At 57.6% G+C, this 13,229-nt stretch carries 6 protein-coding genes; 4 read left to right on the forward strand and 2 right to left on the reverse strand.

The window, feature by feature from the left end; translation table 11 throughout:
* Positions 1–127 precede the first annotated feature (127 nt).
* On the forward strand, positions 128–4,714 hold the full coding sequence (locus J3P90_RS25800; protein WP_434675583.1) for a dermonecrotic toxin domain-containing protein: 4,587 nt from the start codon (positions 128–130) through the stop codon (positions 4,712–4,714).
* 41 nt (positions 4,715–4,755) lie between these two features.
* Here the strand turns inward: J3P90_RS25800 and J3P90_RS25805 are convergent, their stop codons facing one another.
* Positions 4,756–6,300: a PLP-dependent aminotransferase family protein gene (locus J3P90_RS25805; RefSeq protein WP_434675584.1), complete on the reverse strand. Its 1,545-nt coding sequence runs from the start codon at positions 6,298–6,300 to the stop codon at positions 4,756–4,758.
* A gap of 102 nt (positions 6,301–6,402) precedes the next feature.
* On the opposite strand from J3P90_RS25805, the gene J3P90_RS25810 reads away from it, so the two are divergent.
* The 3 genes from J3P90_RS25810 to J3P90_RS25820 are packed head-to-tail and all read left to right on the forward strand — an operon-like array spanning position 6,403 to position 8,172.
* Complete coding sequence (locus J3P90_RS25810; RefSeq protein WP_434608780.1) at positions 6,403–7,044, forward strand: FMN-binding negative transcriptional regulator; 642 nt, start codon at positions 6,403–6,405, stop codon at positions 7,042–7,044.
* A 2-nt stretch (positions 7,045–7,046) separates the two neighbouring features.
* On the forward strand, positions 7,047–7,493 hold the full coding sequence (locus J3P90_RS25815) for a GNAT family N-acetyltransferase (protein WP_420766113.1): 447 nt from the start codon (positions 7,047–7,049) through the stop codon (positions 7,491–7,493).
* 10 nt (positions 7,494–7,503) lie between these two features.
* Positions 7,504–8,172, forward strand: a complete 669-nt coding sequence (locus tag J3P90_RS25820) for a GNAT family N-acetyltransferase (protein ID WP_420766112.1) — start codon at positions 7,504–7,506, stop codon at positions 8,170–8,172.
* Positions 8,173–8,224: 52 nt separating this feature from the next.
* On the opposite strand, the gene J3P90_RS25825 is transcribed toward J3P90_RS25820, so the two are convergent.
* Positions 8,225–13,195 (reverse strand): dermonecrotic toxin domain-containing protein, encoded by a 4,971-nt coding sequence (locus J3P90_RS25825; protein WP_434675585.1) that lies wholly within the window; start codon positions 13,193–13,195, stop codon positions 8,225–8,227.
* Positions 13,196–13,229: the final 34 nt, after the last annotated feature.

Below are 13,229 nucleotides of genomic sequence, written 5' to 3' on the forward strand. Positions count from 1 at the left end.
CGTATCGGCGCCAACGTCAATACGTCGGCCTATACATAGTTACCACCTGCCCCAGTCCGTGCCTCCCTAGCATGAAAAACCCGAAGCGTTCGGCTTCGGGTTTTCATGTTCAAGGAGGGACACGCAAATGACACTCGACTCGACTGACACAGGCCCTACGTCCGACGCAAGCATCAAGGCAGCATTGCTCAACCAATTGCTTGCAGGCCCCACCTACCCGGAAGTGGCCGCCGGACTCCTGCAAGGTGCGCTCAAGGACCTTTATCCGTCCTTGGACCTGGACCCCTACACAACCGTCCTCGCCGAACCGGCCTGGGACATCGTCGGCGGCGAAATCGTAGCGTTGCCAACCCGTTATGAGTCACTGAGCAACTTACTGGCCGATCAGATCGACCAGGAACATCCGACCTTGTTGATTGAGGGTTTGCACTTCCTGACCCGGCTGCCGATTACCGAACCCGAAGTGCATTTGCCGGTGCGCATCGAGCAAATCGGAAGGTTGATCAATGAGCTGGCGCCCGCGATGTTGAAGGCCAACCAGGAACAACAACTGGCTTACTGGAACATGCCATTCGGTCATTACGGTGCCCGCTGGCATGAGCTGTCCAATACATTGCGCAAATTCTGGGACGTGCGGCAACTCAAGGGCTGGACGGCGGACGAATGTGCCATGGCCAGGCAACTTTACCTGTACCCCGACCCGCAAGACCGTAAGGATAAATTCCAAAGCCACGCGTACCTGGTCGACGTCGATGCAGTCGCTGACACTCAGGTCACTCGCTTGAACGAGAACTCGCTGGTCGTCCTGATCGGTCAGATCGATGACAAGGAGGTCATCCTTACGCACTCGTTGTACAGCGGTTATGAGAAGTTCGAGACACGTGACGCATTGGGCCAGTCCCTTACCGATCATCTATCGCTCTCTCACCCCACCACCGCGATACGCTGGCGGCTCTATGAACCGCGCGCAAACATTTTCGACAGCAAGGCCTGTGGACTTATTGGTGTGCAGGTCAGGGTGCTCGGAAACCCTCGTACGGAGTCGGACGCTGTCGCTGCTGAGCCCGAAATACCCATCAGTGGAATCGCGGTCGGACCAGGCGAGGCGTGGTTCAAGCAGCAGATACCCGATTGGTTACGCAACGCACCAGTAGCCGACCAGACGTTGTTCGCTCAATACATGAAAAACCTGTCGGCGCTGGGCAGTTCCCACGCCGGCGAAACTTACTTGGAGGATATCCCTTCGATCAAGGACTACGCGTCAAATGCCTTGAAAACCCAGATGCAATCCGACCACAGCGATGTTTCGACTCTGAAACCGGAAACAATCGTCATCGAGATAACAAGCCCGGTGGTCTGGGGGACCTTTGTCGTTCCGTTCAAGTTCGACACAACCGAGTTCAACTTAATCGATCTCGCCTTGCAAAACCTGATTGCGCTTCCACAGGGCAACAAAACCGTGAAGTCCGTGGACGGGACCGAGCTCCCCGAATGGGTGACGGTGGACTACGTTGAGCGCCTTATTACCCAGGTCGATATCGGTCGCGTCTATCCAGAGCTGATCAAACGAAAACTACTCGACGATCCAACGCAATCGTCCCGTCGAGAGCGCCTGTTCAGTTCACAGCTACGCATACAACTGCCCCTGCTTGCGCTGGAAAGTAAATTGAAGGGGTTGGGCGATATCGATGATCGCGGCTGTCGTTACGTCGCGGCGCTGATGGAGCCGCTGGAAGCCGACCGCAAGGTTGACGGGCAAGCCATTGTCCTGCGCAAGCTGGCGTTCGTGCCAGAGTTGCAGCTCGGTATTTCCGAGGACATCGTGGCCAATATGTTTGTGATCGGCCCGCAGACACCCAGCGCCGGCCCCTGCCTGCTCTACCGCCCTCTACTCGAACCGCAGCTGTGCCAGTTCCCCTCGTTCAGCAATTTGCTCTATGCCATCAAGCAGTCAGCCACGTTGCGCCAATCGGTACTGGCGTGGCTGCCCGATGGGGTGCGGGACACTTACAGCCGACTGGTCTTCCCGGGCGCCCTGCCTTCGCCCTGGGCCGCTTTGGAGTTCGTGGCGACCCCCATCACATCATTAGCCAACGCGGGGCCCATCACCTTAAGCGACGAATCCTTGGGAGCCGATTTCATGCCGCTGTTGTTCAAGGCCAACGCCAACGCCCTGGTGACACTCGCCGATAAACAATCGGTTTCCAACAGCGAGAGCCGTTGGGAGTCGTTCAAACAGACGGGGTGGTTGATTTTCAATCTGGCGTTGCCCTATCTCGGCACCACGGCGAACACCGCGACCTGGCTCTGGCAGATACTGGAGGACTTGGAACGGTTAGCGCAGGACGACGGAGAGCGCAAGGACCAGACCAAGTGGGAGGCCGTCGTGGATTTGCTGTTAAACGTGGCGTTAGGCGTGGTCAATATTGCTATCGATCGCTCCAAAGCAGGCAGCCGCGAACGACCAACACAAGCGCCTGAAGTAGCCCCGAAACAAAATGTGCCAGCACCACTTTCCAAACCAAGCATCGAGACACTTTCGCCACTCGTGCAAAAAGAACTGTCACAAGAGCACTACGAGTTCATCCATACCAGTGGCGCCTTGATGGGTAAATCCGGCAGTCACGCCGGGCTTCTCGCTAGCTTCAGCATCGATGCGCCCGATAACCTCGGGCATCCCGAGAGCGAAGGCGTGTTCAAAGGCCTCTACCCGAAAAATGGGAAGTGGTACGCAAAGCTGGCGAGCCAGTGTTTTGAAGTCAGCGTCGAGGGCGAGCAGGTCAGCATCATCAAGGACACACGCTCCGGCCCCCCCTTGCTCCGGGACGAGCGTGACCAGTGGAGAATCGATAGTCGCTTGCGATTAAAGGGCAGCGGATCGAAAGGCGTCAGGCAGAAAGTCGTCGTCGCGGCACAACGCCGCAACATTGAATTGCTTGCCGAACTCAATAAATTTGAAGAAAGCAGAACGTATAACGAATGGGCGCTGAATATCGGTGCTCAAAACATGGAGCGGGCATCGGCCGATACCAGGGACATTTTTGCTGAAGCTTATAGAGTCTCCCTGCAAACGCAGCGGCAAAACTATGAACGGGCATTGAGCGCTTTGATGGAGTGGCCGGTCTTCCAGGCGAGGCCGGATGCTCCGCGCGTGAGCCTTGGTTACCTGAACGCGCAAATAAATTTCACTTTCGCTGACATGGACATATTGCGGGAACAATTTCTACCCGCCATGGCGCAGGCGAGGGACATGATCACCCCTCGCTTCCAAATGCGCGAGCAACGACACGTCGATGCTGCCAACAGCATGATTCAGCTCGGTGACAACATGATCGAGCGTCTGGAATATATTGAGACACGCTTTTCCAAGCTCAAGAAACTCGGGCTCGGAGGCTTTGAGTTTGTGCGCGAATACCGCAGAAAAATGCCTTCCTACACCAGCGACGATCTACGAATTCTTCAATTGGAAATGTATCGCCACCTCTGCCTGACCCTCGACAGCGTTAAAACAATGCCCGAAGGTTGGCTGGAGATTGACCGACTGATCGACAATGCGATGGTGGCCTTCCAAACCTTGCGCGAGGCGCTCGATGAAACAACCAGGATCCGGCTGGACGAACAAATCGATGCACTCGGCAGCCTGACGGAACAGTTCACTGCCATCCGGGAGCACCTGGACTACATGGGAAACGAATACCAGGACAGTGCTAACACTCAACAACTCAAGCATCTGGGTAATCGAATAACCAAGGCAAAAGAGCGAGCGTTGCGTCATTTGGCCAAGGCCCTCGACGAGCGAAGCAATAAACGACAATCGCTGACTGTATATGAGGAACGCCCCCGCTCCAGGAGGAAATTCATCAGAGGCCGCTTCTGGGGAGTCGTCAGCGGCGTGGCTCGCCTGTCCAGCTCGTACGAAGAAACGGGTTGGGTCGAGGTGAGGAATCCGTTATCCGGTGAAATGATCGCTTTATTCCACCGCAAAGAAACCGGTGAATGGGTCCCCCATATCGAGGCCAACGAACCTCCGGCGATCCCCGCTCTGAAAACCAGCGTCAAGAAAGGCAAAGCCCTGATCAAAGGACTCTCTGCCTTCAAAACACAAGTCCAAGATGACGTGCAGCAGCCAGACCGTACACCGTCCGGTATTTCATTAATCATGGGCGCCCATGCGAGCCGGTTCGATACAGTCGCCAATGCAATCGAAAAGGCGCTCGACCGGGCCAGGAACGAAACGGTCGAACTTGCGCCAGAAGAACGGAGTTCCGCCGAATCCTTGCGATTGCAGCTCAAGAGCGAAGCGACGGCGCTACGCGCCGAGGAACACGAGACCGTACTGGGGCTCATCAAACGAAGCCCGCCCAACATGAGCGGCGTCACTTGGCTGAACGAACGAAACCTCATCCACTTGACTAAACGAATCAACCGAAAGCGCATCAAGACCCCGGCGGGAAAGAGATACCTCGACCGGTATGAAATTCAGGACAAGCAAAGCGGCAAGCCGCTATGGTTCGCGGACTTTCACTACTCCACCTTTTGGGGGGTCGACCTCAAGTTTCTTTCGGCACACCTGAGAACCCCTGAGCAGGTCAAGTCAGGCATGGCAGACATCTCCTTGGATGGATTGAACCAACGTCAATTGATTGATCGTTACCGCAGCGAAATTGCCGTGGATCAGGCCATACAGGTGTTCTTTCCAAAGAAACGGCCATGAAGCCGAGCCTGGCCTGCGATTGATGTCCCGGCCGCGGGCCGTCAGACATCCCAGGCCTTAGCCAGGCTCGCCAGCGCCGTGCCGATCGCCGCGGGCGGGACTGCCGCGAACCCCAGCACCAGCCCGGCGCGGACCTGCGCAGGCGTGGTAGGCAACCAATAGCCGCTCAGGCCATTGATCTCCACGCCGACGCTGGCCGCCTTGGCAATCAGCTCCCGTTCACGCTCGATGCTGTCCACAGGTACCGTGACATGCAGCCCGGCGACGACCGTGGGCATGGCGCCAACACCCTCGACAGCCTTGGGCCAACCCGCCAACAACGCATCCCGCCGAGCCAGGGCCGCCCGACGCATGCGCCTGATGTGTCGCTGGAAATGCCCGGCGGCCATGAACTCGGCCATCACGGCCTGGGTGCTGACTTCGGAGTGGCGCACATCCACGGCGCGCCGTCGGGCGAAGGCGTCGACCAGGCCCGGCGGCAACACCAGATAACCCAGGCGCAGGGCCGGGAACGCCACCTTGCCGAAGGTGCCGACGTAAAGTACCCGGCCCTGGCGATCCAGCGCGGCCAACGGCGCCAGCGGCGCGCCGCTGTAGCGGTATTCGCCGTCGTAATCGTCCTCGACGATCCAGCCGTCGTTGCGTTCGGCCCAACCCAGCAGCTCCAGCCGCCGCGCAAGGCTCATGACCACCCCGGTCGGGTATTGATGGGAGGGCGTGACATAGGTCAGCCGACAATGGCTCAACGCCGCGAGCGCCGCGCAATCCAAGCCATCGCTGTCCACCGGCACGCCTCGGACGTCGGCTCCAGCCACCGCAAACGCATGCCCCGCAGCGCGATAACCTGGGTTTTCCACCGCCACCACGTCACCGGGATCTACCAACAGCTGTGCACAAAGGCTGATGCCCTGCTGCGCGCCGCTGGTGATCACAATTTGTTCAGCCGTGCACTGCAGGCCCCTCGAACTGCGCAGGTAAGCCGCAATCAGGCCACGCAAGCGTTCGTCTCCTTGAGAATCGCCGTAGCACAGCTGTTGAAGATCCGGCTTGCGCCAGAAAGCCCCGTTCAGCTTGGCCCAGACATCAAAAGGGAACAGGTCGAAGGCCGGCACACCCACCCGGAATGCACGCGGTGGTCCCGCCGGCGGCTGGGCCAGATGATGCTTTTCGACACGTAGCAGCGCGTCGCTGTGGATAACTTTACTGGATGGGCCCACAGGTAAATCGAGCCATTCTGTGGATAAACCTGTGGGTAAGCCTGTTGAAAAGCCTGTGGATGCTTTTGTGGATAATTTCTTCAGCGGCAACGCCACTGCGGACAGATTCGCCACATAGGTTCCGTCACCGACGCGTCCTTCGATAAAACCTTCGCCATAGAGCTGGTCGTACGCACGCACCACGCTGTTGCGGGAAATGGACAAGGCCGCCGCCAGGTCGCGGCTAGCTGGCAGGCGCGTGCCGCTTGCAAGGCGACCATCCAGGACGCGGGCCCGCAATGCCTGATAAAGCTGCCGGCTGAGCCCGTGGCGGCGATCCAGTTCGATTCCAGCGGGGTTGAACGACAGCGGCGGCACGGGGTTGTTCATCACACAGCCTCAGGAATGGACCTATCAAACTGGCCTGGAGTGGCTCTTACAACAGACCAATAGCCTGCCTAGGATGCTGGCATTCGCCAAGGAAAAACTTTCATGTACAACCCAAAAGCCTTCGCCGTCCAAGACATACCCCAGTTACATCAAATGATGAACGATTGCCGCTTGGCCGTACTGGTCACCCAGGGTGAACACGGCCTACAGGCCAGCCACTTGCCGCTGCTGCTGGATACGCGACAGGGTCCCCACGGAAGCCTGCGCGGGCACATGGCCCGGGCCAATCCGCAATGGCGCGACCTGGAGGCCGGGGCCGAGGCCCTGGTGATATTTCCCGGCGCCGATGCCTACGTCAGCCCGGGCCTGTACCCCAGCAAGGCCGAACACGGCAAAGTGGTGCCGACCTGGAACTACCTGGCCGTACACGCCTATGGCACAGCCGAAGTTTTCAGCGACGCCCATCGCCTGCGCGAAGTAGTCGGCGCCCTCACCGAACGTCACGAAACCGGCCGCGCCCAACCCTGGAAACTCGATGATGCACCGGCCGAGTACGTCGAAGCGATGCTCAAGGCCATCGTTGGTTTTTCGCTGCCTATCCAGCGCCTGGAAGGCAAACGCAAGCTCAGCCAAAACCGCAGCCCCGAAGATATCGCCGGAGTGCGCAACGGTCTCGCCACGAGCACCGATCCGCAAGATCAGGCGCTGTCACGCCTGATGCCTGATGCATCCACCAAGGAGTGAACATGAGCCACACCGAGATCCGCCTCGTCACTGCTGAAGACCACGCTGCCTGGCTGCCGCTATGGCAGGCTTACCTACGGTTCTACAACACCGAACTGCCGGAAGCGGTGACCCACAGCACCTGGCAGCGCCTGCTCGACGATCGCGAACCAACCCACGGCGCCCTCGCCTGGCACGGCGATACGGCGGTGGGCCTGGTGCATTTCATTTACCACCGCTCGAACTGGAGCATAGAGAACTCCTGCTACTTGCAGGACTTGCTGGTGACCGAGCAAAGTCGGGGCACCGGTGTTGGTCGGCAATTGATCGAATTCGTCTATGCCACGGCCAAGGCCGACGGTTGTGCCAAGGTCCACTGGCTGACCCACGAGACCAACACGACCGCGATCCAACTCTACGAACGCATCGCCGAACGCCCAGGCTTCATTCAATTTCGCAAAGCCTTGTAAGGAGCACTGCATGTCGACCCCGCTTACCGATTGGAAAGGTGTCTCGGCGCCATCTACGCGCTTGCTCGAAGGGCGATTCATCCGCCTGGAAAAACTCGACCCGGCGCGTCATGCCGAGGGTCTTTGGCAAGCCCTCGAAGGCCCCGGGGCCGATCCGAAACTCTGGGACTACTTGCCCTACGGTCCCTTCAAGGTTCGTGGCGACTTCGACGCCTGGCTGGACAACCATGCAGCCAACACCGACCCGTATTTTTTCAGCGTGATCGACCGTGCCAGCGGCGAGGTGCAAGGGATCCTCAGCCTGATGTCCATCGTGCCGGCCCACGGCCGCATCGAGATCGGCCACGTCACTTTTGGCGCGCCGATGCAGCGATCGCCGAAAAGCACCGAGGCGGTTTATCTGCTGGCCAAGGAGTCGTTCGCCCTCGGCTACCGTCGCCTCGAATGGAAGTGCAACAACGGCAACGCCCGCTCCAAATATGCCGCCGAGCGGCTGGGCTTCACATTTGAGGGGGTGTTCCGCCAGCACATGGTCGTCAAGGGCCAGAACCGCGACACGGCGTGGTATTCGATGCTCGACTCGGAGTGGCCGGCGATCGGAGCGGCATTTGAACGATGGCTTAGCGAAGAAAATCAACGCGAAGGCGGGCAGGTCCGAAGCTTGGCTGCTTGCCGTTGAGCAAGAGCAGACGGCTATCGCGAGTGGCCTTGCGATAGCCATTGCTCTGTCATTATTTATATTTTTTGTATTGCCATGCCCAGTCCGGTATTCGGTTAAAACAACTCACGTATTCTGCGAACATCAGAAGGCTGTGTTCCGCTCGATTCGCCGTAAAGTCAAAGCGATACAGGTGATTCGGTACCTGCGCCGAGGTCGTGGGATCGGCAAAGACACGGTCAATCAGCTGGTGCGCGCGTGCCACATCCTCCTGGAGAGCGTTGATCAACGCCGAGGTGAAATTCGCTTCGGAGTTCAACGGGCGGACCTGCCCAAGCGCGTCGTAGATATTCAGGTCACTGTAGTAAGGGCTGATCAACTCTGTCCAAATACTCCTGGCTTCCTCGCGGGTAAAATTGTGGGTCAGATTAGCCAACAAGTTAGGGACGTCGAGCAAAATAATAGTTCTGGAGTTCGACGGAACGCCATCGGGGCCGGTTAGCAATCTGGCGATACCCGCCATACCGATATCTGTAGCACTTCCCGATTGTGGCTCCAGGAAACGAACAAAAGCTGCTAGCGGTGCTGAATGTATTTCGATGGTTCTCAGCGTCTTGTCGGTGAACCCGTGGATCCATCGGATATCGATATCGCCGGTATTCAATAGCTCCTGCACACGGGTTTCGGCATATCTGGCAATAAACTCAAGCTTCGCCGAGCTGAGCGCCGGATGACTTATCCACCTTGAAAATACAGAGACGGGCAACGCACCGCCAAGATTGGTTTCGATCACACGAGAGGCTAGAACCCGCTCAGCCCGGGCCAACAACCTACCTTTATTGCGCAGGGCACCTCGAAGTAACCCAACGGTGCGTCCAGTCATTTTTCTATAGCGGAATAACTCGATCATTCCGCTGGTCGGCCTTCCCTTGCCGGGATTCAGGTTAAGTGTATTGGCAAGCTCGGCCAACTGATGTGGATGCACCAACTCCCTGCCGTTAAGGAGCCCCCGCACATCCCCAGCACCCGCCTCGCTGCTCGGAATATAGGCTGTCGGGCTCTTGGGATAAAATTTGTACCACTCATCGATACCTACGCCGTACTCAAGCAAGATATGAATCGAATCCCGGTTCAACTGAAAATAGCCATCCCTGGCCAGAAGATCGATCGTTCTCCCACCTTCGTTGCCGACCAGCGTCATATCCAGGAGCTCTTCGACAACGCTTCTCTGGGCGGGTGTGTAGGGCGTGAATGAGGTTGCCAATCCATACAAAGGCCGGACCGGCGCCAACTGCTCGATTTGCCTCCAGAGTTCCGACGAGGAACCGACCGCAGCCAAACCTGCACGCAGCGACAGGCGTACCCGCGGCGATCTAAACAACCTATAAGGGTTAGGCGCGCCAGCGAGCAGCCTCGTTACAACATCCAGGGTCTCCCTGCCCAGAAGATTTTCAAGCGTGGTCTCCGTTTTCACAAACACCTGCCCCGCCTCCGCGACCGCCTCCTCCCCCTGGCTACCCGACGGCTGCATTCGGCGGGGGGCGTCCTGAACTTCCAGATGGCGAAACGATTCAAGGTTTTCGCGAATGTATCTTGCCGACGCCAGGCGCAACTCTGTCGGGGAGAAAACAACCCTTCCCTCAAGTTCGTCCAAGCCCTGGGTAACCGCCGAGAAGAAACAGTCACCGAGGCTTCGGATTGGAATGACACGACCTGCCTGGATCAAATCATAGTGGCTGTCGCTCGACCGTCTCACCACCACATCCGTGGCGTAATCCGGACGGCTCGACAAACGTTCCGGGCCTGCCTGGTGCGAGAACCGCAGGGTGGAAGGGAGCCTCCCGGGCCTGACATCCATGATGACCAGGCCCCGGTTTTGCGGCCAGTTCGGAATACGGGGCACGAGTTCGGGAACGATATCCATCAGCAGAAAATCCCATTGGCCGGGCTGTTCCAGCACAGCGATCATGTCCTCGAGCGTCTGGCCAGCAGTGCCCGAACTTGACGGGCCCGGCCGCGAGGACTGCCGCGTTGGACGTTCCCCGCCACCTCCGCGGCCGAACCCGACCGCACGCCATTCCCCATCCGGCATGCGTGCCACGGTGCTTCTCATCACGCCACTGGAGCGGATGCTCGACCCTGAAACGGGATCGACCAAGGTCGCCTCGGTTGCGTTCAGCTTGGTATTGTCGTGCACCCGGAGCACCATTCCCTCCGGTTGTCGCACATACACCGGGCGAGCGGAGACAGCGCCTGTCGCTGCATCCCGAACGGTAACGCGGTAAAACCCACCAGTGTCCGGGGTTAGCCCTCGTGTAACCGTTGCATCCTTCACCGCGTAGGGGCCGTAGATTGCTTGTTCCAATGGCAACCCAATCGGTTTTTCCTGTTGGCTTAGACGAGCCAATACCTCTAGGGAGAACGATCTACTTCGTGAAGTGCCCATCGCACCTCCGATGGGTCGCGGCGCGATGCCGGAGCGGATCAAGTATTTGACAATGTTCAGGTGAAGCGGGATTTGGCCAGTCTTGGCGACCATCAAATACAGCTGCAACGCGGCGTAAGCGGGTGCCAGAAACGAAACCACGTCCAGGACCGTTTCGAACGCCATCACGGTAAGGTTGAAAATGGTTTGGTGCAGGATGTTGCGGTTGCTGTTGGAACGATGATCGGCATGGGCAATTCGAAATCTCACATGCGCCTGATGCAGCGCTTCAGACAAATCACCGCTGATCAACGCGCCCCGAACCAAGGGGCGACCGCTTCGCGTTCCGAATATTTGTTTCAGTTCTTCAGGATTGTTAGTGGCGATGCGGGAGGAGAAATAGACCTGCCATTCTTCCCGCTGAAGAAGCTGCGCAACACCATCATTGAGATTGGCAAACTCATGGAGATCATCGCCACCGGGACTGTCCGGAAAATAGACGCCAACGGTTCCCTGTATTGTCGGCCCGTCCTGATCTGAAAAAATCAACACACCGTCGACACTGGTTGCGTTGCCCAAGTTGCCATGCTGGCCTCCAACGCCTACGGTCCCGCACAACAGCAGACCGTAAACATGCACCTCCCTTCCCTGTACTCTTGCGCGATCCTTTGCCCTCGTTGATTTGATAACCGCATCCTGCCAGAGCACGACCCGTTTTTCGGTGCGTGCTGGATGGACGCTGACATCCGTCACGGTCTCTTTGAGTACATCATCATCTTTGAGGACGGCTTCGTAGCCCTTGAGGGACATATTGGCCAGGTAAGCGTCCCACCAGGCCTCCTTGTAGTCGGGCGCATTCATTTTTTCCTTGAGGTACGTCTCGTAGCAGCCGCCGATATCAAGGCTTGTCGCCATCTCGGCAAGCTCAGGCCCCTTTAAAAGAATGAAACGACGGGTCAGTGGATGGCTGATGGGTTGGCCGTCCTGATCGACCAGATAGACAGGCCGGATTTCCTTCATGGCATTGGGGTACTGCGAAGGGCGCGTATTCTCGATCATCAGTTGGGTCAGGCTGGTGGCCCGCGAGTCCTTCGAGGTACACGCGCGCCCTTGAAACAGGGTAATCAACGTCCGGTCTGGATCGGGATCAATGTCCTTGTGCAGATGCTCCTGGAGATAAGCGACGATTTTTTCGCGAGAGAACTCCGACAGTGTCTTAACGCGTCTTTTGGCAATTTCGCCTTCCGCTGTCAGCGCCTCATCTTCGAGGAAGCGATAAATGCGCTTCTGCGCAACCGTCGCGATTTTGTAGGCGCTCGGACGACTGTTCTTGAACAAGGTTTCGCTTCGGGCGATCAGCACACCGTCGAGCGCCAGCATCGGCAGTTCCAGCGATTTCTCAGCATCCAGGGCAAAGCGGGCCAAATCGAACTGCACCCGTTCCGGTGCTTTTAGAACGGCTTGTAACGCCGCGTACTGAAGATCAAGCAGGTCGTTTGCTGCCTGCTCGAATACATGCTCAGGAAGCGCCTGGTCAATACTTTGGATTTTGCGCTGCTGTCCTTGATAGACCGGGCTTACCGAATTCACCAACTCGTGGAACTCATCGAACCGCTGTATGCCTCCTTCCATGGAGTACAGAAATAAAGCCGGCTGATCACTTTGTTTGATCACCATCGCGGCCGGCCACTTCTGCGACAAGTCGCCCTCCATTTCAAGCATGACCTTATATACATGGGGAAGATGCTCTTTCCTCATCAAACTTCCCCTGGCCGACTCTGAAGGGTGAGTCGTGATGATGCTCAGCAGGCGATCCTCGTCATTGCGCAGGATCTGCTCCGCATGGGTTAACCGTGCAGAGGGATCTCGATCGGCTTTGTATAAATCGAATAAATACAGGAATCGTTGGGAAAGCCTGAGCACCAGCTCATCTTGCGCGGTAGAGGGGATAACCGGGTCGAGGGCATCTCTCACGGTCTCCTTCATGCGAAATGCGGCCAGATCATCAAGGAACTGACGTCTCAGGTGAATATTGGTGGTCGGGTTCTCGATATGGAACGCCGACGTCATGGCCGCCAGGATATGCGCATCCACCGGGTCGACGAATAGGCTTTCGGTCTCTTGCACGGTGTCCGAGCGAGTGAAAAAACCTACGCTTCCCTGGGCGTATACAGGAGGCTCGTCAGTAGACAAACAGTCCATCATGACTTCGCTGAAACTCATTGAAGAAGCCCGTGAGCGCGCCCCGAGGGAATCTGTCGTGAAGTGATTCACATAACAATTGTCCGGGTCGATCGCCAATAGCGCTGCGCCACGGAATTTGTTCGGCTCGATCTTTTCCCTGATCGAATTGACCAGCAAATTCTTCAGCGCCGTGTCGAACGTGGGCAAGCCTGCGAACAAACGATCCAGATCGGCCTTATGGGGGGCCAGATGTTTCAGCTGTTTAGGGCGAGCCTCTTCTTGAGGGGCAAGCGGGTTAACTTGATTGACGGAATCGGTCTCGAAAGCGAGCCCAGGCCCCCTGTAGCCCGGCGGCACGCCTGCTTGCAACTTCTGCAACAGGTTTCTTGGAAGCACAAAGCCGTCGATACGAAGTGCCGAAAAATCCCGCTTCATATGGCTTCTGTGGGGATACTCGATCCAATCCTCG

The organism is Pseudomonas sp. D3-10, from assembly GCF_051132175.1.
Lineage (GTDB): Bacteria > Pseudomonadota > Gammaproteobacteria > Pseudomonadales > Pseudomonadaceae > Aquipseudomonas.